21 protein-coding genes are annotated in these 22,536 nt (G+C 67.5%); 13 read left to right on the top strand and 8 right to left on the bottom strand.

The window, feature by feature from the left end; all coding sequences use genetic code 11:
* The first annotated feature begins 73 nt into the window (after positions 1-73).
* Both BLA15945_RS04100 and BLA15945_RS04095 read left to right on the top strand, forming a co-directional pair.
* Entirely contained in the window at positions 74-1,264 is a 1,191-nt protein-coding gene (locus BLA15945_RS04100; protein WP_174991541.1) for an NAD(P)H-dependent flavin oxidoreductase, read from the top strand.
* A gap of 65 nt (positions 1,265-1,329) precedes the next feature.
* The gene (locus tag BLA15945_RS04095) at positions 1,330-1,971 is read left to right on the top strand and encodes an OmpW/AlkL family protein (protein WP_059234081.1); all 642 of its coding nucleotides are present in this window, start codon (positions 1,330-1,332) and stop codon (positions 1,969-1,971) included.
* A gap of 73 nt (positions 1,972-2,044) precedes the next feature.
* Here the strand turns inward: BLA15945_RS04095 and BLA15945_RS04090 are convergent, their stop codons facing one another.
* The gene (locus tag BLA15945_RS04090; RefSeq protein ID WP_059234082.1) at positions 2,045-2,248 is read right to left on the bottom strand and encodes a DUF1289 domain-containing protein; all 204 of its coding nucleotides are present in this window, start codon (positions 2,246-2,248) and stop codon (positions 2,045-2,047) included.
* A gap of 409 nt (positions 2,249-2,657) precedes the next feature.
* Here BLA15945_RS04090 and BLA15945_RS04085 point away from each other — a divergent pair, with 409 nt between their 5' ends.
* From BLA15945_RS04085 to BLA15945_RS04065, 5 genes are all read left to right on the top strand, one after another.
* Positions 2,658-3,752 carry a polyamine ABC transporter substrate-binding protein gene (locus BLA15945_RS04085; protein WP_174991540.1) on the top strand — a complete coding sequence of 365 codons (1,095 nt, stop codon included), beginning with the start codon at positions 2,658-2,660 and terminating at the stop codon, positions 3,750-3,752.
* 86 nt (positions 3,753-3,838) lie between these two features.
* A complete protein-coding gene (locus BLA15945_RS04080; protein ID WP_034186810.1) occupies positions 3,839-4,999 on the top strand; it encodes an ABC transporter ATP-binding protein in 1,161 nt (386 codons plus the stop codon).
* Positions 4,996-5,922 (top strand): ABC transporter permease subunit, encoded by a 927-nt coding sequence (locus tag BLA15945_RS04075; RefSeq protein ID WP_059234084.1) that lies wholly within the window; start codon positions 4,996-4,998, stop codon positions 5,920-5,922. The genes BLA15945_RS04080 and BLA15945_RS04075 overlap by 4 nt, the downstream gene beginning before the upstream one ends.
* The gene (locus BLA15945_RS04070; RefSeq protein WP_059234085.1) at positions 5,919-6,740 is read left to right on the top strand and encodes an ABC transporter permease subunit; all 822 of its coding nucleotides are present in this window, start codon (positions 5,919-5,921) and stop codon (positions 6,738-6,740) included. Before BLA15945_RS04075 ends, BLA15945_RS04070 begins: the two co-directional genes overlap by 4 nt.
* 84 nt (positions 6,741-6,824) lie before the next feature.
* Entirely contained in the window at positions 6,825-7,292 is a 468-nt protein-coding gene (locus BLA15945_RS04065; protein ID WP_174991539.1) for a hypothetical protein, read from the top strand.
* 143 nt (positions 7,293-7,435) lie between these two features.
* Here BLA15945_RS04065 and BLA15945_RS04060 read toward each other — a convergent pair whose 3' ends face one another.
* The 3 genes from BLA15945_RS04060 to BLA15945_RS04050 are packed head-to-tail and all read right to left on the bottom strand — an operon-like array spanning position 7,436 to position 10,874.
* On the bottom strand, positions 7,436-8,242 hold the full coding sequence (locus BLA15945_RS04060) for a sulfite exporter TauE/SafE family protein (protein WP_059234086.1): 807 nt from the start codon (positions 8,240-8,242) through the stop codon (positions 7,436-7,438).
* An 18-nt stretch (positions 8,243-8,260) separates the two neighbouring features.
* Complete coding sequence (locus tag BLA15945_RS04055) at positions 8,261-9,928, bottom strand: bifunctional protein tyrosine phosphatase family protein/NAD(P)/FAD-dependent oxidoreductase (RefSeq protein WP_174991538.1); 1,668 nt, start codon at positions 9,926-9,928, stop codon at positions 8,261-8,263.
* 34 nt (positions 9,929-9,962) lie between these two features.
* On the bottom strand, positions 9,963-10,874 hold the full coding sequence (locus tag BLA15945_RS04050; RefSeq protein WP_407045085.1) for an MBL fold metallo-hydrolase: 912 nt from the start codon (positions 10,872-10,874) through the stop codon (positions 9,963-9,965).
* Positions 10,875-11,101: 227 nt separating this feature from the next.
* On the opposite strand from BLA15945_RS04050, the gene BLA15945_RS04045 reads away from it, so the two are divergent.
* The 5 genes from BLA15945_RS04045 (at position 11,102) to BLA15945_RS04025 (ending at position 14,675) form a co-directional block, all read left to right on the top strand.
* A complete protein-coding gene (locus BLA15945_RS04045; protein WP_174991536.1) occupies positions 11,102-12,484 on the top strand; it encodes a sigma-54 interaction domain-containing protein in 1,383 nt (460 codons plus the stop codon).
* Between the two features lie 76 nt (positions 12,485-12,560).
* The gene (locus tag BLA15945_RS04040) at positions 12,561-13,088 is read left to right on the top strand and encodes a M949_RS01915 family surface polysaccharide biosynthesis protein (RefSeq protein ID WP_059234089.1); all 528 of its coding nucleotides are present in this window, start codon (positions 12,561-12,563) and stop codon (positions 13,086-13,088) included.
* Positions 13,089-13,244: 156 nt separating this feature from the next.
* On the top strand, positions 13,245-13,805 hold the full coding sequence (locus tag BLA15945_RS04035; RefSeq protein WP_059234090.1) for a DUF2975 domain-containing protein: 561 nt from the start codon (positions 13,245-13,247) through the stop codon (positions 13,803-13,805).
* 8 nt (positions 13,806-13,813) lie between these two features.
* Entirely contained in the window at positions 13,814-14,038 is a 225-nt protein-coding gene (locus BLA15945_RS04030) for a helix-turn-helix domain-containing protein (protein WP_059234091.1), read from the top strand.
* The gene (locus BLA15945_RS04025) at positions 14,013-14,675 is read left to right on the top strand and encodes a hypothetical protein (protein ID WP_174991535.1); all 663 of its coding nucleotides are present in this window, start codon (positions 14,013-14,015) and stop codon (positions 14,673-14,675) included. Before BLA15945_RS04030 ends, BLA15945_RS04025 begins: the two co-directional genes overlap by 26 nt.
* A gap of 54 nt (positions 14,676-14,729) precedes the next feature.
* Here the strand turns inward: BLA15945_RS04025 and BLA15945_RS04020 are convergent, their stop codons facing one another.
* The 4 genes from BLA15945_RS04020 to BLA15945_RS04005 all read right to left on the bottom strand — a co-directional run bounded on the left by BLA15945_RS04020 (position 14,730) and on the right by BLA15945_RS04005 (position 21,711).
* Positions 14,730-15,758, bottom strand: a complete 1,029-nt coding sequence (locus BLA15945_RS04020; protein WP_059234093.1) for a MerR family transcriptional regulator — start codon at positions 15,756-15,758, stop codon at positions 14,730-14,732.
* 129 nt (positions 15,759-15,887) lie between these two features.
* Positions 15,888-17,453: an efflux transporter outer membrane subunit gene (locus BLA15945_RS04015; protein WP_174991534.1), complete on the bottom strand. Its 1,566-nt coding sequence runs from the start codon at positions 17,451-17,453 to the stop codon at positions 15,888-15,890.
* 2 nt (positions 17,454-17,455) lie between these two features.
* A complete protein-coding gene (locus BLA15945_RS04010) occupies positions 17,456-20,605 on the bottom strand; it encodes an efflux RND transporter permease subunit (protein WP_059234095.1) in 3,150 nt (1,049 codons plus the stop codon).
* Entirely contained in the window at positions 20,602-21,711 is a 1,110-nt protein-coding gene (locus tag BLA15945_RS04005; protein WP_174991533.1) for an efflux RND transporter periplasmic adaptor subunit, read from the bottom strand. Before BLA15945_RS04005 ends, BLA15945_RS04010 begins: the two co-directional genes overlap by 4 nt.
* 178 nt (positions 21,712-21,889) lie before the next feature.
* Here BLA15945_RS04005 and BLA15945_RS04000 point away from each other — a divergent pair, with 178 nt between their 5' ends.
* Positions 21,890-22,510: a TetR/AcrR family transcriptional regulator gene (locus tag BLA15945_RS04000; RefSeq protein ID WP_059234097.1), complete on the top strand. Its 621-nt coding sequence runs from the start codon at positions 21,890-21,892 to the stop codon at positions 22,508-22,510.
* Positions 22,511-22,536: the final 26 nt, after the last annotated feature.

The raw sequence follows: 22,536 nt of genomic DNA, 5'->3' as shown, positions 1-22,536 counted from the left end.
TATTGACGGCCGTCAAGGTGCGCGTCGGTGGATCGTCGATCATCGCGGTTCCGATGTTCCGACGAGGTTTCAGATGACCGTACGCACTTCCTTTCCGCCGCTGACGATTCGCGGCCGCACCTTGCTGCCTGTCGTGCAGGGCGGCATGGGCGTCGGCATCTCCGCACACCGGCTGGCCGGCAGCGTCGCGCGCGAAGGCGCGGTCGGCACGATCGCGAGCATCGACCTGCGCCACCATCACGCGGACCTGCTGGCACGCTGCCGCGCGCAACCCGATCGCGCGACGCTCGAAGCCGCGAACCTCGACGCGCTCGCCCGCGAGATCCGTCTCGCGAAGACTTACAGCGAAGGGCGCGGGATGATCGCGGTCAACGTGATGAAGGCCGTGAGCGCGCACGCGGATTACGTGCGTGTCGCGTGCGACGAGGGCGCTGACGCGATCGTGATGGGCGCGGGCCTGCCGCTCGATCTGCCCGACCTCACGCAAGGACGCGACATCGCGCTGATCCCGATCCTGTCGGACAGCCGCGGGATCGCACTGGTGCTGAAGAAGTGGATGAAGAAAGGGCGCCTGCCCGATGCGATCGTGATCGAGCATCCGGCGCATGCGGGCGGCCACCTCGGCGTCACGCAGATCGACGACATGCACGACGGCCGCTTCGATTTCGCTCGCGTGCTGGACGAGACCGCACAGGTGATGGCGTCGCTCGGTCTCGCACGCGAAACGATTCCGCTGATCGTTGCGGGCGGGATCAACAGTCACGACACGGTGCGTGCGGCGTTCGCGGCCGGTGCAAACGGCGTGCAGGTCGGAACGCCGTTCGCGGTGACCGAAGAGGGCGATGCGCATCCGCATTTCAAGCGCGTGCTCGCCGATGCGACGCCCGACGACATCGTCGAATTCGTCAGCGTGACGGGGCTGCCCGCGCGGGCTGTGAAGACGCCGTGGCTCGATCGTTACCTGCGCAACGAGACGCGCATCCGGACCAAGCTCGGCGCACTGAAGCAGCGCTGCCCGACCGCGCTCGAATGCCTGAGCGTATGCGGTTTGCGCGACGGCATCGAGAAGTTCGGCCACTTCTGCATCGACACGCGGCTCGCGGCCGCGCTGCGCGGCGACGTCGCGAACGGGCTGTTCTTCCGTGGCCGCGAAGCGTTGCCGTTCGGCCGTGCGATCCGCAGCGTGCGCGATCTGCTCGACCTGCTGCTGACAGGCTGCGCGGCCGAGCCTGCGGCAAACCGCCCCACGTTTACGCTGGCTTGACCAATATCAAGATGGCGAAAAGACCCTACAGGGAGAATGGAAACCATTCTTTGGGGGTCCGTACCATGCATAAAACGATTCGAACTTGTGTCACCGCTGCCGCCGTCGCGGCAAGCCTCGTTGCGATGCCTTCGCTGTCGCACGCGGCATCGCCGGGCGACGGCATCAACCAGGGTGACGTACTGGTTCGGCTTCGCGCGATCAGCATCCAGCCGAACGAGCGCGCGAGCGACACGCTCGGCGCAATCAACACGGGCGTGAACAACGCGATCGTGCCGGAACTCGACTTCACGTACATGATCCGCGATTACCTTGGCGTCGAGCTGATCCTCGGCACGTCGCGGCACCAGATGACGTCGAGCCTCGGCAATCTCGGCGGCGTGGGCGTGCTGCCGCCGACGCTGCTGCTGCAGTATCACTTCAACCATGCGGGCAAGGTGCGCCCGTACGTCGGCGCCGGGTTGAACTACACGTACTTCTACAACAACGGGCTCAACGTCGGCGGGCAGGGCGTGTCGATCAACAAGAGCAGCTTCGGCCCCGCATTGCAGTTCGGCGTGGACGTGCAGGTGACGAAGAAGGTGTTCATGAACGTCGACGTGAAGAAGATCTGGATGAGCACCGATGCGACGCTGGGCGACAAGGGCATCGGCACGCTGCACATCGATCCGTTGATCGTCGGCGTGGGCGTCGGGATGAAGTTCTGACGCGACGGGAATAGAACAGAGTTGGGGTTGGCGGCATGGCGGTCGGCATGCCGCTTTTTTTTGCGCGGCCGGTTTACAGCTTGTCGTACTGGAAGCGCATCGCGGTGCCTTCGCGTGTGATGCGTTCCCACACCGCATGTTTTTCGTCGTCGCTCAGGAACACCCAGTTCGACACTTCGGCGGCCGTGCGGCCGCAGCCCTTGCAGACTTCGTCGAAGAGGGTCGAGCACACGCCGATGCAGGGGCTGTCGGGCAGGTCGTGGAGATTGGAGGCCATTGGAAGGGTTCGCGCAGTTGAATCGTCAGCCGCCATTTTAATCCATCGCGGCGGCCGGCTCGGGCGGTGGCGCCGGCATGCTGTCCCGGTGCGGGAGCGTGACAGTACGGCGGGCCGTCCGGCGCAGGTGCCGGACGGCCCGCGCACGCAGTTTCGCCGCTGCCCGTTTTTCCCGGTGGACAGCGGCCGATTACCCGATAAAATTCCCCCGGAACACCCCGCCGCACGGGCGGCCCGACGGGCCAGTGGCGGGAATCTGTTCCGTTTGCGCGACACCGGCATGATTTTTTTGTGACGGGGCGCGAATGATGGTAGTTTTCGGGGTTTTCGAGGGGCGGCGCGCCAGAATGCGCCGCCGTGACGAGGCAGACGGCAGCCGGGCAACGCGTCCGGCCGGAGGGAGATCGGGATGAAAGCAAAGGTAGTGGGCCGGTTCGCAGCGCTCGCGCTGTGCGTGGGTGCGTCGGCGGCAGCGGCGAAGGATACGCAGCTCAATGTCTATAACTGGTCGGACTACATTGCGAAGGACACGATCCCGAACTTCGAGAAACAGACGGGCGTCAAGGTCCGCTACGACAACTACGACAGCGACGACACGCTGCAGGCGAAGCTGCTGACGGGCAGCTCGGGCTACGACATCGTCGTGCCGACCAGCAACTACGCGGGCAAGCAGATCGCCGCCGGCATCTTCGCGCCGCTCGACAAGTCGAAGCTGCCGAACCTCAAGTACCTCGATCCGCAACTGATGGCGCTCGTCGCCGGCGCCGATCCGGGCAACAAGTTCTCGGTGCCCTGGGCGTACGGCACGACCGGTCTCGCGTACAACCTGACGAAGGCGCAGCAGGCGCTCGGCAAGGTGCCGCTCGACAACTGGGACATCCTGTTCAAGCCGGAAAACATCTCGAAGCTGAAGACCTGCGGCGTGTCGGTGCTCGACGCGCCCGACCAGATGTTCGCGGCGACGCTACACTACATCGGCAAGGATCCGATGAGCACGAACCCGGCCGACTACAAGGCCGCGATGGAAGTGCTGAAGAAGATCCGCCCGTACATCACGCAATTCAACTCGTCGGGCTACATCAACGACCTGGTCGGCGGCGACATCTGCTTCGCGTTCGGCTGGTCGGGCGACGTCGTGATCGCGAAGCATCGCGCGATCGAAGCGAAGAAGCCGTACAAGGTCGAGTACTACATTCCGAAGGGCGGCGCACCGGTGTGGTTCGACGTGATGGCGATCCCGAAGGACGCGAAGAACAAGGATGCCGCGCTGCAGTGGATCAACTACATCGAGGATCCGAAGGTGCACGCGGCGATCACGAACGCGGTGTACTACCCGAGCGCCAACGCCGAGGCCCGCAAGTACGTACGGCCCGACGTCGCGAACGACCCGGCCGTCTACCCGCCGGCCGACGTCGTGAAGACGCTGTTCCTGCTCAAGCCGCTGCCGCCTGAAATCCAGCGTCTGCAGACGCGTCTGTGGACCGAGCTGAAGTCGGGCCGCTGACGCGAGCCGAAGTGAACCAGCAGTCATGAAGCCCCTGGTGCCCCCGGGGGCTTTGTTCGTCTAACGCAGGAGAGAAGCAGCACATCATGAATAGCCAGTCGGGTGCGCCGGTTGCGGGCGCGCCGTTCTCCGTTTCCTCCTCCGGCGCCGATGCGCGCGCCGAGAACTTTGTCCAGATCGTCGACGTCGTCAAGAAATTCGGCGACACCGAAGCCGTGCGCAGCGTCAACCTGACCGTGCGCCAGGGCGAGCTGTTCGCGCTGCTCGGCAGCTCGGGCTGCGGCAAGTCGACGTTGCTGCGGATGCTCGCGGGCCTCGAGACGGTCACGTCGGGCAAGATCCTGATCGACGGCGAGGACCTCGCGCAGATGCCGCCGTACAAGCGGCCCGTGAACATGATGTTCCAGTCGTACGCGCTGTTCCCGCACATGTCGGTCGAGTCGAACGTCGCGTTCGGGCTGAAGCAGGAAGGCACGCCGAAGGCCGAGCTGAAGGAGCGCGTCGCGTCGGCGCTCGAACTCGTGCAGATGAGCAAGTACGCGAAGCGCAAGCCGCATCAACTGTCCGGCGGCCAGCAGCAGCGCGTCGCGCTCGCGCGTTCGCTGGTCAAGCGCCCGAAGCTGCTGCTGCTCGACGAGCCGATGTCCGCGCTCGACAAGCAGATCCGCCAGCGCACGCAGATCGAGCTCGTCAACATCCTGAACAAGGTCGGCGTCACCTGCATCATGGTCACGCACGACCAGGAAGAAGCGATGACGATGGCCAACCGCCTCGCGGTGATGAGCGAAGGCCAGATCGTGCAGATCGGCTCGCCGAACGAGGTGTACGAATACCCGAACAGCCGCTTCTCGGCCGAATTTATCGGCTCGACGAACCTGTTCGACGGCGTGACCGTCGAGGACGAACCCGACCACGTGTACATCGAATCGCCGGAGCTGCCGAGCCGGCTGTACGTGAGCCACGGGATCTCGGGCCCGCTCGGCATGCCGGTGACGGTGTCGGTGCGTCCCGAGCGGATCGCGCTCACGCGCAAGCCGCCCGAAGGCGCGTTCAACTGGGCGCGCGGCAGGATCAGCAACGTCGCGTACATGGGCGGCTATTCGCTGTATCACGTGAAGCTCGACGCGGGCAAGACGGTGATCGCGAACGTGTCGAGCCTCGCGATTTCCGAGCTCGACACGCCGGCGCTCGGCGACGAGATCTACGTGCGCTGGAGCGCGACGGCCGGCGTGGTGCTGACGTCATGACCGCGTTCAAGTCCCTGCTCGAGTGGCCGGTGCGGCGCTTCAACCTGACGGGCGCGTCGGCGGTCGTCGCCGGGCCGTTCACGTGGCTCGTGCTGTTCTTCCTCGTGCCGTTCGTGCTGGTCGTCAAGATCAGCTTCGCGGAGCTGCAGCTCGGTATCCCGCCGTACACGGAACTCGCGTCGTACACCGACGGCGTCGTGCACGTCGCGCTGAACCTGTCGCACTACGCGTTCCTGTTCACGGACAGCCTGTATTTCGCGACCTACGTGAACTCGGTGTGGGTGGCCGCGATCACGACGCTGCTGTGTCTGCTGGTCGGCTATCCGATGGCGTACTACATCGCGCGCTCGAACCCGGCGACCCGCAACCTGCTGATGATGGGCGTGATGCTGCCGTTCTGGACGTCGTTCCTGATCCGTGTGTACGCGTGGATCGGCATCCTGAAGAACAACGGGCTGCTGAACAACTTCCTGATGTGGATCGGCCTGACGCACACGCCGATCGAGCTGTACCGCACGAACTACGCGGTGTACATCGGGATGGTGTATTCGTACCTGCCGTTCCTCGTGATGCCGCTGTATGCACACCTCGTGAAAATGGACCTGCGCCTGCTCGAAGCCGCGTACGACCTCGGCGCGAAGCCGTGGAAGGCGTTCGTGCAGATCACGCTGCCGCTGTCGAAGAACGGGATCATCGCGGGCTGCCTGCTGGTGTTCATCCCGGCGGTCGGCGAGTACGTGATTCCGGAGCTGCTCGGCGGCGCGAATACGCTGATGATCGGCCGCGTGATGTGGAACGAGTTCTTCAACAACGCAGACTGGCCGATGGCGTCGGCGGTGACCTGCGCGATGGTGTTGCTGCTGCTCGTGCCGATGGCGATGTTCCAGCACTTCCAGGCGAAGGAACAGGGAGGCCGTCGATGAAGCCGAATCGCTATCTGCAGTTCGCGGCGCTGTTTGCCGGCTTCGCGTTCCTGTACATCCCGATCCTCAGCCTGATCGTCTATTCGTTCAACGAGTCGAAGCTCGTCACCGTGTGGTCGGGTTTCTCGTTCCGCTGGTACGCCGCGCTCGTGCAGGACGACGAGCTGCTGACGGCCGCCTGGCTGTCGCTGAAGATCGGCGTGCTGACCGCGTTCGCGTCGGTGTTCATCGGCACGTGGGCCGGTTTCGTGCTCGCCCGGATGGGGCGCTTTCGCGGCTTCGCGCTGTTCAGCGGGATGATCAACGCGCCGCTCGTGATCCCCGAGGTGATCCAGGGGATCTCGCTGCTGCTGCTGTTCATCGAGCTGGCGAAATGGATCGGCTGGCCGGCCGAGCGCGGCGTGTTCACGATCTGGCTCGGCCACGTGATGCTGTGCATCTCGTACGTCGCGATCATCGTGCAGTCGCGCGTGCGCGAGCTGAACCCGTCGCTGGAAGAAGCCGCGCTCGATCTCGGCGCGACGCCGCTGAAGGTGTTCTTCACGATCACGCTGCCGCTGATCTCGCAGGCGCTGATCGCGGGCTGGCTGCTGTCGTTCACGCTGTCGATCGACGACCTCGTGCTGTCGGCGTTCCTGTCGGGCCCCGGCTCGACGACGCTGCCGCTCGTCGTGTTCTCGCGCGTGCGTCTCGGCCTGAACCCGGAGATGAACGCGCTCGCGACGCTGTTCATCGTTGCGGTGACGGCCGGCGTCGTGATCGCGAACTTCGTGATGCTGCGTCAGGAGCGCAAGCGGATGGCGGGGCTCGCGGCCTGACGCTCAGGTTGTTGCAGCCACACTGAAAAACGCCCGGTGCCGACGACGAGTCGGGCCGGGCGTTTTGTCTGGTGAGACTGGCTCGTGGAAGTGTTCAGCGAATGCGGCGAAGAGGCTTTCAATTTTCGGCGGCCGTTACGGGAGAAAAAATTGAAGATTTTTGAATCGCTTGGTGCAAGTCTGACTGCCGCGATTGTGGCCGGCTTTCTCATCGGCATTTTGTCTGCCAAGAATTTCGGCAGTGTTTCGATCGTCTTTTCTGCTGTTGCTTTCGCGGTTACATTTCCAGTGGCAATGCTGCTTTCGTATCCGGTCTATTGGGTGGGCGCGCGACTTCCAAGGAGGGTGGTCTTGCCGATGCTGGCCGTCGTAGGTGGCGTTGCGGGATCGATGGTTCTTGCGGTTCTGACAAAGGCAGCATGGCTGGACGTGGCAAGGAATGGGGAAATGGCGTTGCTGTATGCGGCTGTTGGAGCGATGTGCGCGGTTTCTGCGCTGGGGTATGTCGAGCGATCCAACATTGCAGGCAAGCTACGCGAGTGGCTCAAATGACGGTCATGCTGCGCCTGTCTTGATGGCGATGGGCCGTCGTTCCGTTGGCCGGTGGTGCCCGCCACAATGAAAAACGCCCGGTGCCGACGACGAGTCGGGCCGGGCGTTTTGTCTGGCGGCGCGGATCGGCGGTGGCCGTTGTCTTACGCGCCGAACGCCGCCTTCGCCAGCAGCCCGAGCGCAACACACACGAGCACGGCCGCGAACCCGGCCTGCACGTGCCGCGCGGCGAGGTGGCGCGACGCGCCGCGACCGGCGGCCATGCCAAGCGCGGTCGCGACGGTGAACCACAGCGTCACGTCGAGCGGCGCGCGCGTGCCGGACACGAGCGTCGCGAGCACGCCGCCGGTACCGACCAGCGCGATCACCATCAGCGACGTCGCGACCACACCGTGCATCGACACGTTCGTGAACTTGCGCAGCATCGGCACGATCACGAAGCCGCCGCCGACGCCGAGCAACCCCGTCATCAGGCCCGTCATCGCGCCGGTCGACGCCAGCGCGACACCGACCGGCCAGGACCACACGAGCCGGCCCGTATCGGGGTTCACGCGGCCGACGCACAGCGGCGATGCCTCCGCGTCGACGGGCCCGTGCCGCAGCGCCTGCCGCAGCAGGCGGCCGGCGACGACCAGCATCGTCAGCGCGAACAGCGTGAGCAGCAGGCGCTGCGGCAGGAGGTGTGCGAGCCGCACGCCGAGCGTGGTCAACGGCACGCCGGCCACGGCCATCAGCAGTGCCGCACGATAGCGCACGAGCCCGCGGCGGAAGCCTTCGAGCGCGCCGAGCGCGGCGCTGCCCGCGACCGCGACGAGGGCGACGGGCGTGGCCTGCTGCATCGGCCAGCTCATCCCGACGACGAGCGCGGGCACCGCGAGAATGCCGCCGCCGGCGCCGGTCAGGCCGAGCACGGCGCCGACGAAGCCGCCGAGTACGAGGGAAATCAGCATGACGTCATCGGGCTCCGGTCAACGTGCGACGGCGGGCTTCGCGAGCCACTCGCGGCCCTTGAGCATCGCCTTCCAGTAGAGCGGCGGCAGCACGCGTTCCTTGAGCAGCCACGCGAGCCGCGACGGGCGCTTGCCGTCGATCAGCCACGCGGGGAAGGTCGGCGCGACCTTGCCGCCGTACAGGAATTCGGCGAGCACGATCTTGCCGCGCTCGACGGTGAGCGGGCATGAGCCGTAGCCGTCGTATGCGGCATCGCCCTGTGCGCGGCCGAGCGACGCGAGCAGGTTGTGCGCGACGACGGGCGCCTGCTTGCGGGCGGCCGCGGCCGTTTTCGCATTGGTCGTGTTGGTGACGTCGCCGAGCGCGTAGATGTCCGGAAAGTGCTTGTGCCGCAGTGTTGCCGGATCGACGTCGATCCAGCCGGCCGCGTCGGCGAGCGGGCTCGACCGCACGAAATCGGGTGCCTTCTGCGGCGGCACCACGTGGATCATGTCGAACGCACGCACGACGGTTTCCTTGCCGCCGTCCGGCAGTGCGCGCACGAACGTCGCCTGGCGCGCGGGGCCGTCGATCGCAACGAGGTGGTGGCCGAACGACAGCGCGATGTCGTAGCTTTTCACGTACTCCATCAGCGCAGGCACGTAGTCGGCCACGCCGAACAGCGCGCCGCCCGCATTCAGGAACTCGACGTTCGCGGCTTCGAGACGGCCCGCGCGCCGCCAGTGGTCGCACGACAGGTACATCGCCTTTTGCGGCGCGCCCGCGCACTTGATCGGCATCGGCGGCTGCGTGAAGAGCGCATTGCCGCCGCGGAACGCGCGCACGAGCTCCCACGTGTACGGCGCGAGATCGTAGCGGTAGTTCGACGTGACGCCGTTGCGGCCGAGCGTGTCGGCGAGGCCGTCGATCGCCTGCCAGTCGAGCTTGAGCCCCGGGCACACGACCAGCTTGCGATAGCCGATGCGGCGGCAGCCGTCGAGCACGATCGCGTGCGCGTCGGGTTCGAAGCCCGCGACGGCGGCCTGGATCCGGTGCACGCCGCGCGGCAGCACGTCGGTCATCCGGCGTGCGGTGGTCTCGGGCTGGAACACGCCCGCCCCGACCATCGTCCAGCCCGGCTGGTAGTAATGGACGTCGGCCGGATCGATCACCGCGATGTCGAGCGACGCGTCGCGTGCGAGCAGGCTCGATGCGACCGCGATGCCGGCCGCGCCCGCGCCGACGATCACGATGTCGTGCCGAGCATCCACGGCCGGCGCGCCCTGGTGGCCGCCCTGCGCGACACGCGACGCGATCGCGCTCAGGTCGTAGCCGGCCGCGCCGGCCGTCGCGACGATGTCGTTCAGCGGACGCAGCCCCGCTTGCGACAACGCCCACAGCGTGGCCGAGCGCGTGCCGCTTCGGCAGTAAGCGAGCACGGGCCCGTCGAGCGATGCGACGAGCGCGCCGAACTGCGCGGCCTGGTCGTCGGTCACCTTGCCGGTATCGACCGGCAGGTAATGCACGTCGATGCCTAGCGGCGCGGCGGCCGCGCGGATCTCGGTGACGGTCGGCTGGTCGGCGCCTTCGCCGTCGGGCCGGTTGCAGATGATCGCGCGGATACCGGCCGCGTGAAGCGCGGGCAGGTCGGCCGCCGCGATCTGCGGCGAGACCGACAGCGCGTCGGTCAGCTTGCGGATGGTCATGTCGGGGTTCTCCGGATGGGGCGGGGCGTGCGGCTCAGATCGCGTCGAGCGGGATCTTCAGGTAGCGCACGCCGTTGTTCTCGGGTTCGGGCAGGTGGCCGGCGCGCATGTTGACCTGCACGGACGGCAGCATCAGCACGGGCATGTCGAGCGTCGCGTCGCGCGCGGTGCGCATCGCGACGAAATCGTCCTCGGTCACGCCGTCCTTCACGTGCACGTTCGCGCGGCGCTGCTCGGCGACGGTCGTCACGAACTGCACGTCGCGGCCGCCCGGCTGATAGTCGTGGCACAGGTACAGGCGCGTGTCGGGCGGCAGCGCGAGCACGCGCGCGATCGAGCGGTACAGCGTGCGCGCATCGCCGCCGGGGAAGTCGCAGCGGGCCGTGCCGTAGTCGGGCATGAACAGCGTGTCGCCGACGAACGCCGCGCGCTGCGTCGCGTCGTCGACGCAGTAGGTCATGCACGCGGGTGTGTGGCCCGGCGTATGCAGCGCGCGGATCGTCAGCGCGCCGAGCGCGAGCGTGTCGCCGTCGTCGACGAGCCGGTCGAACTGGCGGCCGTCTTCCACGAAGCCGGAGCCCGCGTTGAACAGCGTGCCGAACACGCGCTGCACGCGGCGCACGTGCGAACCGATTGCAATCCGGCCGCCGACCCGTACCTTCAGGTACGGCGCGGCCGACAGGTGGTCGGCATGCACGTGCGTTTCCAGCAGCCAGTGCACGGTCGCGCCCAGTTCGGCGACGCGGGCGATCAGCCGGTCGGCGCTGGCGGTGCGCGTGCGGCCGGATCTCGGGTCGTAGTCGAGCACGCTGTCGATCAGCGCGCACGCGCGGCTCGCCGTATCGAGCAGGAGATAGCTGACGGTGTGGGTCGCAGGGTCGAAAAAGCCTTCGACCGACAGGGCGGGGGCATTGCTCACGGGGGTGTCCTCGATCGGGTTCTGCATCGGCAATCGGGATCTTTGACTCAAGAAGCGTGCCAGCCTGCGGCGCAGCCCCGGCCGATGTGCCAGGGACTTGATTCGGCTCGGGTTTTCGGGGCGCGGGCGGCGCCGTGACGTTGTTGGCGGTATCGGGTTGCAGGCGATGTCTGCCACAACTGGCAGTGTCGTGGCAGAATTGGCAGTCTGCCTGGCAGTCCGTCCAGGCGCCTCTTTACCGAGCGAGCCGCCGCATGAATCCGCACGACACCATCCCGATCGTTCCCGTGCCGCATCGCGACGCGATGCCCGACGTGCGCGCGCTCGTCGCGTATCTCGAGCAGGACCCGCAGCCGATGATCGTCGTCGATCCCGACTACCGCATCCTCGCGGCAAACGATGCGTACCGGCGCCAGTTCGGTGTAGCAGGCGTCGAGCATGTGGGTCGGCACTGCTTCCAGGTTTCGCATCACTACGACGTGCCGTGCGACCAGGCCGGCGAGCATTGCCCGATGAAGCAGGCGCTCGAATCGCGCGGGCTGAACCGCGTGCTGCACATCCATCACACGCCGCGTGGCCCCGAGCACGTTGACGTCGAGCTGCGGCCGATCTTCGACGCGGACGGCAACGTGATCGCGTATGTCGAGCGGCTGACCACGGTGCGCAGTGCGTCCGCGCAGCCGAGCGCGGAAGGCCTCGTCGGCGGCGCCGATGCGTTCAATGCGGCGCTCGGCGCGTTGCAGCGCGTCGCGCCGTCGACGCTGCCGGTGCTGCTGCTCGGCGAATCGGGCACCGGCAAGGAACTGTTCGCCCGCGCGCTGCACGAGGCGAGCGATCGCGCGATGGGGCCGTTCGTCGTCGTCGATTGCTCGGGGATCGCCGAGTCGCTGTTCGAGAGCGAGCTGTTCGGCTACGAGAAGGGCGCGTTCACGGGCGCGAACCAGCGCAAGCCGGGCCTCGTCGAAACCGCGCAGGGCGGCACGCTGTTTCTCGACGAGATCGGCGACGTGCCGTTGCCGATGCAGGTGAAGCTGCTGCGGCTGATCGAATCGGGCACGTTCCGGCGTGTCGGCGGCGTCGAGGCGCTGCGCGCGGATTTCCGGCTCGTCGCGGCCACGCACAAGCCGCTGCGCGAGATGATCGACGACGGCCGGTTTCGGCAGGATCTCTACTACCGGATCAACGCGTTTCCGATTCCGCTGCCGGCGCTGCGCGAACGGCAGGGCGATGTCGCGCTGCTGGCCGAATCGATCCTGCGGCGCATCGCGAACGCGCGCGGCAAGGCGGGCGACGCGAGTGCGCGGCCGTTCGTGCTGACCGAGCGCGCGCGTGCGTGTCTCGATGCATACGCATGGCCCGGCAACATCCGCGAGCTGCGCAACGTGCTCGAGCGCGCGTGCCTGTTCGCGGACGACGGGACGATCCGCGTCGAGCATCTGCCGGCCGAGCTCGTCGCGGCCGCGGCGGCGCCGCAGGATCGTACGGCGGACGCGCGAGGCGTGTCCGACGCGGAGCTCGTGCGTATCGCGCGTACGTTCGACGGCACGCGCAAGGCGCTCGCCGGGCAGCTCGGGTTGAGCGAGCGGACGCTGTACCGGCGGATGAAGGCGCTCGGGCTCGGCTCGCGCGATCGGTGAACGGGCATGTCGCGCGCGGCTGGCCACGGCACGCGGCTTTGCCGATAATGCGCGTTCGATTTCAACGCCTTTACCGATGAAAAAACGCTTCCTTCCGCGTTGCCTGTTGCTCGCCGCCGCCACGCTTTGCAACCCGGCTCAGGCCGCCGACTACACGTGGACCGATGCGGCCGGCGCGCACGCGGTGACGCTCGCCAGAACCGCGTCCGGCGACGACGTCGAGCTCAAGGTGTCCGCGACGCTCGACGGCCGGCCGGACTGGACCGTGCGCGATTACGTGAAGGAATGCCCGGTCGACGTGATCCTCGACGTCGTGCCGAAGTCGATCGAAATGCGCGACCTGCTCGGCAACGGGCACAAGCAGTTCCTGTTCGCGTACAAGATCGGCTGCCGCGGCGATATCAGCGCCGATCAGATGAAATACTTCCTGATCGACGCCGGCACGAAATACGTGCTGCGCGGCGAGGAAACCGTGACGGTCAAGGGCAAGTTCATGGACGGCGGCGCGGCGCCCGTGCCGAATGCGGACCTGAAGGCACAGCCTGCGTTTCTGCGCTACATGACGAAGCGCTGGCGCGGGATCAGCGTGCGGGATTACGACTAGGCGGCCGCACGGCCGTTGCGCGCGATACGGCCGGGGTGGCGCGGGCATGAGCATGCAGAACAATAAAAAATAACGGCAAGACAACAATTAATTATCGTTTTGCGATAATTATCGACGTACAATCGACGCTCGTTCATTCGTCGTCGAGGTCATGCCATGCATTCCGATCGTATCGCCCGTATCAGCCAGCAGATGGCCACCGTCACGCTGGGTTTCATCGTCGGCATGATGGTGCTGAACGCCGCTTGCTGGCTGTTTCCGTCGCTGAGCGCGGCCTCGGGGCCCGGTTTCGTGTTCGGTCTCACGGATTCGGTGCTGACGAACCTGCGTGTGGACGTTGCCGCGTTCCCGTGGTGGCAAAAGGCAGTCGGCATCGTGTTGTCGAGCGTCCCGCTCGTCGCGCTGGCAAACGGGCTCCGGCATCTGCGCGCGCTGTTCCGCACGTATGCGCGGCGCGACTACTTCTCCGCACGGGCCGCCGGCCATCTCGGCAAGACGGGGCGGGCGATCGGTCTGTGGGTGGTGCTGAGCCTGGTGTGCGAGCCGCTTCTGAGCGTGTGGGCGACGCTGCGCGAACCGGTCGGCCATCGCGTGATCAGCATCGGCTTCACCATGCCGTACGTGGTCGCGCTGTTCACGGCCGCCTGCATCGCGGTCATCGCGCACATTCTGCGGCAGGCGAGCGAGCTCGACGCCGAGCATCGGCAATTCGTCTGAGGCGCGCGATGACGATCGTAGTCAAGCTCGACGTGATGCTCGCGACCCGCAAGGTCCGCTCGAAGGATCTGGCCGCGGCCGTCGGCATCACCGAACAGAATCTGTCGCTGCTCAAGCAGGGGAAGGTGAAGGGCATCCGCTTCGCGACGCTCGAGGCGATTTGCCGCTATCTCGACTGCCAGCCCGGCGACCTGCTCGCGTTCAGCGATGACGGTGGCGGCGCGCCCGACTGACGCATCGCGGCCGCGCGGCGACGGCGTTGCGGAGCGCGGTCGGCCGCGCATCGTCGCGCTGGCCGTTGCGGTGTCCGTGTCGATCCACCTGCTCGGATGGTTCGTGCTGCAACGGGGGGCGACGGCAACCGGCCCGAAAGCCGCGGCGCGGCCCCGGGTCGCGCTGCGCGTCGAGCTGATTCCCGCACGGCCGGCGCCCGAGGCGATCGTGCGCGACGCCGTGTTGCCGACGAGGCCTTCGGCTTCGGCCGCAGCGGCGCGCAGCGCGGCGCGTTCGCCCCAGGGTGAGCCGGGCGTTTTGTCCGTGCAAAGGGGGATGGGCGTCGGCGCAAGCGCGAACCGGAGCGACCACCATCAGGCGGTCACTGCAGGACCCGAAATCGACTGGCGCCGCGATCTGGGTGCGATCGGTGCGCGGCATGCCACGGCGCGCAGCCCTGCGCAGGCGGCGGTCGGTGCGCTGGGTGCGTCGTCGGGTGATCTGGCGCCGCGCAGTCGCACCGTCGACGAGCTTCTGGCCGGCGGCATGTCGGACGCCCGTCGCGCCGATTGCCGGAACGCCCACGCGAGTGCGGGCCTCCTCGCATTGCCGATGCTCGCACTGGATGCGGTGCGGGATACCGGCTGCAAATGGTGAAGCGGGCGGCAAGCGGGAATCCCGCCTGCCGCCCGCACTGTCACTGTCACCCGTTCAGCGCGCGGGCGCCAGCTGCGCCATCGCTTCGCGCACGAAACCGATCAGCGTCTCGTCGGTCCACGAATCCTTCGTCAGTGCCGGCTCGTTCACCAGTGCCTGGCGGAACTTCGCATGCGTGGCCGGATCGTGGCCCGCATAGCTGCAGAACAGCTCGAGCCAGCGCTGCGCGAGCGCGCGGCCCTGCGGCGAATCGGGCTTCGCGCCCGTCTCGATCGCGTCGCGCACGTCGCCCATCAGCTGCGGCCACTCCATCGCACGTTCACCGTAGTGCGCGCGCATGAAGCGGATCTCGTCCGGCGCGAGGTATTTCTCGAAGATCCGCATCTTCGTTTCCGACGACGCGCGCAGCACATAGTCGCGCAGCGCGGTCGAAATGCCGATCTTCGACTGCATCGCCGGTTCGTGCTCGTGCATCAGGTTCAGCTTCGCCAGCAGCCGCGGATCGTTGTTCGTGTCGCGCACGAGCAGCGCCATCCAGCGCGCGGCGAGCGTACGCGCGCGCTCGTCCTCGGCGGGCACGCCGGCTTCGTGCAACGCATGGACCTCGCCGACGAGCGCGATCCATTCCGCGTCGCCTGCCTGGCTTTTCCGGTACATCGGCATGCGCGCGAGTTCTTCCTCGGAGAAATATTTGTCGTACACGGTCATCAACTCCAGTGTGGTGAGCCAATCGGCCAGTTCCGGCTCCGTGCCCGCCGCGAGCTGCGCATGCAGGTTCACGAGCCGCTCGCGCAGCCGCGCGGTCTGCGCAAGCTGACGGTCGAGCAGCGCGATCTGCTTCGCGACGAGCTCGACGAGCGGGGTGCCGGGCTGGTTCAGGTGGTCGCCGATTTCGGTGAGCGACAGGCCGAAGCGACGCAACGCCTGGATCTGGTGGAGCCGGGCGATGTCGTGGCGGTCGTACAGCCGGTAGCCGTTGTCGGCGCGCGCCGAAGGCGTCAGCAGACCGATTGCGTGATAGTGATGAAGCGTGCGGACGGTCAGCCCGCTGCGTTTCGCCAGTTCTCCCACTTTCAGTCGCATTCGTTCCTCCGTTCGGTACGCACACTGGAGTCTCGAACGTTACGCTACGTGAGGGTCAAGCGGAAGATCGGCAATCGGCGACCGGCCGCGCGGGGGGGGGCTGCACGCGCGGCCGGTCGAGGGGGCGGGTCATGGCGCCGAAGGCGCGGCGTCGGGCGTGGCGGCCTGTGCCTGCTGGCCGGTTGTGCTGTTGCCGGCGGAGTTGCCGGTTTGGCCGGCCTGGTCGTCCTTGCCGGCCGGCGGCGTGCCCATCGCCTGGTAAAGCCGCGCGGTATCCGCGAACCGCGCACCGGTCGCGCGGATCTCGTCGAGCCGCGCATTGCGGTACTGCAGCTCGCTCGCCCGTGCCGCCGACGGCGGCAGCGCGCCGAGCCGCACGCGGGCGGCCGCGTCGTCGTACGCGCCGCGCGCGGAAAGCGCGGCGCGCGACGACGCGTCGAGCGCTTCCGCATCGTGCTCGAGCGCCGCAAGCGAATCGGCGACGTTCTGGAATGCGCCGAGCACGGCCTGCTTGTACTGGTCAACCGCGGCCTCGTAGGTTGCCTTCGCCGCGCGGCGCTGCGCGAGCAGTGCGCCACCGTGGAAGATCGGCTGGCTCAGCGAGGCGCCGACGTTCCAGATCGCGCCGGCGCCCGACAGCATCGTCGGCCAGCTGAAGCCGCCTTGGCCCATCGCCGCCGACAGCGACAGCTGCGGGAACATCTGCGCGGTCGCGAGGCCCACTTCGGCCGCGGCTGCCTTCAGCCCTGCATCGGCCGCCTGGATGTCGGGCCGGCTCTTCAGCAGGTCGGACGGCACGACGACGGGCACCTGTTCGGGCAGGTGCAGATCGGCGAGCGTGAGATCGGCCGGCGGCCGGTCGGGCGTGCGGCCGACCAGCACCGCGAGCGCATGGCGAGCCGAGTCGCGCTGCTGGCGCAGTGCGGGCAGGCTCGCCGCGAACGTGTCGGCGCTTTGCCGCGCGTTCAGCGCGTCGCTGCGGGACGCCGAGCCGAGCGCGTAGCGGCGTTCGGCATCGTGCGCCTGGTCGTTCGCGAGCGCGACGAGCCGCTCGGTCGTGTCGATCTGCGCGCCGAGCACCGACACGGTGATCGACGCGGTGACGATGTTCGCGGCCAGCGCGCGCCGCGCGGATTCGAGCTGGAACGCACTGACGTCGACGCGTTTCGCGAGCGCCCGGTTCGCGAAGCGCGACACGCCGAACAGGTCGATCGTGTAGCTCGCCTGCAGTTGCCCGACGAACGTGTCGTACAGCAGCGTCGGCGCGCCGAGCGCGGGAATCGGCACGCCGAGCGCACGCTGGCGCGTGGCCTGGCCGCCCGCGTCGATCGACGGCAGCATCGAGCTGCCGATCTGTCCGCGCAGCTGTTCGCGCGCGGCATCCAGCGAATGCGACGCCGCACCGAGCGTCGGGCTGTTGCGCAGCCCTTCGTCGACGAGCGCATTCAGCGCATCGGAGCGGTACTGTTTCCACCAGTCGGGCACCGGCTGCGCACCGACTTCGAACTGTTGCGCGACACCTTGCGCGGACACGGTCTGCTGGACTTGCGGCACGGTGCCGTAGTGCGCGGGCGACGGCATCGCGGGCGGCTCGCCGCTCGGCGCGAACCACGCGCAGCCCGCGAGCGGGCCGGCGAGGCTTGCCGCCGCAAGCGCCCGCACGGCTTTCGTTTTCAGGTTCATCGATCGATTCATGGTCAGGCTCCCGACGGCGCGGCCGGCGTGCTGCCGCCTGGCGGCGGGCCGTCCTGCGGGTCGCGTTCGTCGCGCTTCACGCGGAACCACGTCGCGTACAGCGCAGGCAGGTAAAACAGCGTCAGCACGGTCGCACTCGTGATGCCGCCCATCAGCGCGGTCGCCATCGGCCCGAAGAAGTTCGAGCGCAGCAGCGGAATCAGCGCGAGCACGGCAGCCGCGGCCGTCAGCGTGATCGGGCGGAAGCGCCGCACGGTCGCGCCGATGATCGCGTCGATGCGGCCGTGGCCGACCGCAATGTCCTGCTCGATCTGGTCGACGAGGATCACCGAGTTGCGCATGATGATCCCGAACATCGCGATGACGCCGAGCATCGCGACGAAGCCGAACGGCTGGCCGAACAGCAGCAGCGTCGCGACCACGCCGATCAGCCCGAGCGGCGCGGTCAGCACGACCATCAGCACACGCGAGAAGCTCTGCAGCTGGATCATCAGCAGCGTGAACACGGCGATCGCCATCAGCGGCATCTGCGCGTTGATCGACTTCTGCGCCTTCGCGCTTTCCTCGACCGAGCCGCCGATGTTGATCTGATACCCGACTGGCAACTGCGCACGCAGCGCATTCAGCTTCGCGTCGACCGCATGCGTGACATCGATGCCCTGTGCGCCGGCGCGCACGTCCGACTGCACGGTGATGGTCGGCTGGCGGTCGCGTTCCCACACGACGCCGTATTCGAGCGTCGGCTTGAAGCGGCCGAGCGAGCCGAGCGGCACGGGGCCGTTCGGCGTCGGCAGCGCGAGGCCCGCGAGCTTCGCCGGATCGACGCGATCGGCGCGCGGCGCGCGCAGGTCGACCGCGATCAGCTTGTCGCGCTCGCGGTACTGCGTGACGGTCGTGCCGGACAGCGTCATCGCGAGGAAGCTCGACACGTCCTGCGACGTGACGTTCAGCTCTCGCGCCTTTTTCTGGTCGATCTCGAAGCGCACCGAACGCTCGGCCGGCTCGTCCCAGTCGAACTGCACGTTGACCGTGCGCGCGTCGCCGCGCATCGTCGCCGCGACTTTCTCGGCGATCGAGCGGACCGTCGCGATGCTGTCGCCGCTCACGCGGAACTGCACCGGATAGCCGACCGGCGGGCCGTTTTCGAGCCGCGACAGGCGCCAGCGCACGGCCGGAAACTTGTCGCGCAGCGTGGTTTCGAGCCAGCTCGCGAGTTTCTCGCGATCCTCGACCGATTTCGCGGTGATCACGAACTGCGCGAAGTTCGGCAGTTGCAGCTGCTGGTCGAGCGGCAGGTAGAAGCGCGGCGCGCCGCTGCCGACGAAGTTCACCGAATGGTCGATCTCGGGGCGCTTGTCGATCACCTTCTCGAGGCGTTCGGTTTCGCGCAGCGTCGCCGCGAACGACGCGCCTTCGGGCAACCGCAGGTCGACCAGCAGCTCGGGCCGGTCGGAACTCGGGAAAAACTGCTGCGGCACCAGCGAGAAGCCCATCAGCGACACGACGAACAGCGCGCCGGTGATCAGCAGCACGACGACGCGCCGCTCGATGCACCAGTCGATCCAGCCGCGCAGCCGCCGGTAGAACCGTGTGTCGTAGATGTCGTGTTCGTGGTCGTCGGGCAGGTGCGCCTCATGCGCGTGCCGCTTGCGCTCCGGCAGCATGTGATAGCCGAGCAGAGGGATCAACACGACGGCCGCGAACCACGACGCGATCAGCGCGATCGCCGACACCTCGAAGATCGAGCGCGTGTATTCGCCGGTGCTCGATTTCGCGAGCGCGATCGGCAGGAAGCCCGACACGGTGACGAGCGTACCGGTCAGCATCGGGAACGCGGTACTCGTGTATGCGAACGCGGCGGCGCGCGCGCGGCTGTAACCCTGTTCGAGCTTCACGGCCATCATCTCGACCGCGATGATCGCGTCGTCGACGAGCAGCCCGAGCGCGAGCACCAGCGTGCCGAGCGAGACCTTGTGCAGCCCGATGTCGAACAGGTACATGAAGAGGGCGGTGACCGCGAGCACGACCGGAATCGAGATCACGACGACCATCCCGGTGCGCAGGCCGAGCGACACGAGGCTCACGACCAGCACGATCGCGACGGCTTCGGCGACGGCTTCGAGGAAGTCGTCGACCGAATGCGCGACCGCGTGCGGCATGCTCGACACCAGCGTCAGCTTGAGGCCGGCCGGCAGTTGCGCCTGCAGATCATTCGATTCGGCGTCGAGCGCCTTGCCGAGCCGGATCACGTCGCCGCCCGGTTGCATCGTGACGCCGATGCCGAGCACGGCTTTGCCGTTCGCGCGCATCTGCGTGACGGCCGGATCGTCGTAGCCGCGCTTCACGGTCGCGAGATCGCCGAGGCGGAACGTGCGGCCGTTGATGCGGATCGTCGTGTCGGCGATCGCGTCGACGTTGTCGAACTGGCCGCTCGGCCGCACGAACACGCGGTCGTCGGCGGTTGTCAGCACGCCGGTCGACGAGATGTCGTTCTGCGCGTTGATCGCCTGCCCGAGCTGCTGCGGCGAAATGCCGAGGCGCGTGAGCTGAGCATTGTTCACCTCGATGAAGATCCGCTGGTCGGGGTCGCCGAAGTAGTCGACCTTGCCGACGCCCGGCACGCGCAGCAGCACGGTGCGCAACTGGTCCGCATAGTCGTGCAGTTGCGCGGGCGTGAAGCCGTCGCCTTCGAGCGTCCAGATGTTGGTGTAGACGTCGCCGAATTCGTCGTTGAAGAACGGGCCCTGCACGCCGGGCGGCAGCGTATAGCCGATGTCGCCGACTTTCTTGCGGATCTGGTACCAGGTTTCGGGCACGTCCTTCACCGGCGCCGAATCTTTCATCGTGAAGAAGATCAGCGATTCGCCGGGGCGCGAATAACTGCGCAGGAAGTCGATGGCGGGCGTTTCCTGCAGCTTGCGGCCGATCCGGTCGGTCACCTGTTCCTGCACCTGCCGCGCGGTCGCGCCGGGCCAGAACGTGCGGATCACCATCACGCGGAACGTGAACGGCGGATCTTCGGATTGGGCGAGCCGCGTGTACGCGAGGATGCCCGCGAGCGTCGCGAGCGCGATCAGGTAGACGACGAGCGCCTGGTGGCGCAACGCCCACGCCGACAGGTTGAAGCGGCCTTCTTCGTGGGGCGTACTCACGATGCGAAGTCCTCCGGATGCAGCGGCGCGATCGGTCGCACCTTCTCGCCCGCGCTGACCGTATGCACGCCCTGCAGCACGACGCGCTCGCCCGGCTGCAGCCCGTGCGACACGGTGACCGTGCGCTCGTTGAAGCGCGCGACGTCGACGCGGCGCAATTCGAGCGTGTCGTCCTTCGTGCGCACGACCCACACGGCCGGTTGCGCGCCGTCGTGGAACAGCGCGGTCGCGGGCAGCGTGATCGGCGCTGCGTCGCCGGCGGCCGGCGCGCCGTCGAGCGCGACGTTCGCGGTCATCCCGAGCCGGATCGCCGGATCGGGCGTGGCGAGCGTGAGCTTCACGCGATAGGTGCGGCTTTGCGGATCGGCGGCCGGCGCGATTTCGCGCACCTTCGCGGCGAACTGGCGGCCCGGCAGCGACGGCAGCGTGATGGTTGCCGCATGGCCGGGCGCAAGCGATGCAAGGGCGGCCTCGGGCACGTCGCTGACGACGTCGACGTCGCCCGACCACGCGAGCTGGTAGACCGGCTGGCCGGCCGACACGTTCTGGCCGGTGTCGGCCTGTTCGGCCGTGATGTAGCCCGCGTGATCGGCGACGAGCGTCGCGTAGCGGAGCTGGTTCTTCGCGAGTGCGAGCTGCTGTTGCGCCTGGTCGCGCTGCGCGAGCGCCGACGTGTAGCTGTTCTGGGTCTGTTCGAGCTGCGCGGCCGCGATTAGGTTTTCGCGGGCTTGCGCGCGATCGCGGTCGAGCTGCTGCTTCGCGAACGCGAGGCTGTGCGTCGCGGCGTCGAGCTGTGCCTGCGCGCTCACGGCGTTTTTCTCGACATCGGACGGGTCGAGCAGCGCGACGACCTGGCCAACCTTGACCGTATCGCCGAGGCGCACCTTGCGCTCGATGATCTTGCCAGCGATGCGGAACGACAGCGGGGTGGCGTAGCGCGGCTGGATGTCGCCGGGCAGCGTGCGCGCGGCCGCGGCGGTATCGGTCTGTGCGGGCAGCGCGACGACGGGGCGCGGGGCGGGTGGCGCGGATTCTTTCGGATGACAGGCGGCAAGGACGAGCGCGGCGCCGATCAGCAGCGCGGCGCGGGAACCGGAGCGATTCACGAAACCCCCAGGTGAGGTGGAGCGGAACGAAGCCGGCAAGCGCGTCGGGCGCTTGCCCCAAGCAGCACCGGCACGGGCGCGCGGACAACACATTCAGAAACTGTGGCGAATTCTAATACACACCTGTATCTGAATGCAAAGATGAATCCGAAAGGGAAAGGGTGCTAGACTGCGCGCCATGAAACCACAGCGCTTAACTCGCGAGCAGAGCAGGGACCAGACGCGCGAACGTCTGCTGAAAGCCGCGCATCGAATTTTTCTGAAGAAAGGCTATGTGGCCGCGAGCGTCGAGGACATCGCGGCAGCGGCCGGCTATACGCGCGGGGCGTTCTACTCGAACTTCCGCAGCAAGTCCGACCTGCTGCTGGAATTGCTGGAGCGCGATCACTCGGAGGTGCAGGCCGACTTCGAGGCGATTTTCGAAGGCGGCGGGTCGCGCGAGCAGATGGAATCGATGTCGCTCGCGTATTACCGCACGCTGTTTCGCGACGACGAATACTCGCTGTTGTGGGGGGAGGCGAAGCTGCAGGCGGCGCGCGACGCGAAGTTCCGCGTGCGTTTCAACCAGTTCCTGCACGGCAAGCGCGTGCAGATGGCCGAGTTCATCCAGCGCTTCGCCGAGCGCGCCGGCACGCCGCTGCTGCTGCCGGCCGACACGCTCGCGTTCGGGCTGATGTGCCTGTGCGATGGCGTGCAGTCGTACTACACGGCCGATCCGCAGCACGTCTCGGCCGACGTGGCCGAATCGGTGCTCGCGGGGTTCTTCGCACGGGTCGTGCTGGGGCGTGCGCCGGACTGACCGGCGCAGCGGGGGTTGCGGCGCGC

This window comes from Burkholderia arboris (genome assembly GCF_902499125.1).
In the GTDB taxonomy this organism is placed as follows: domain Bacteria; phylum Pseudomonadota; class Gammaproteobacteria; order Burkholderiales; family Burkholderiaceae; genus Burkholderia; species Burkholderia arboris.
This window is presented reverse-complemented; position numbering and strand designations above follow the sequence as displayed.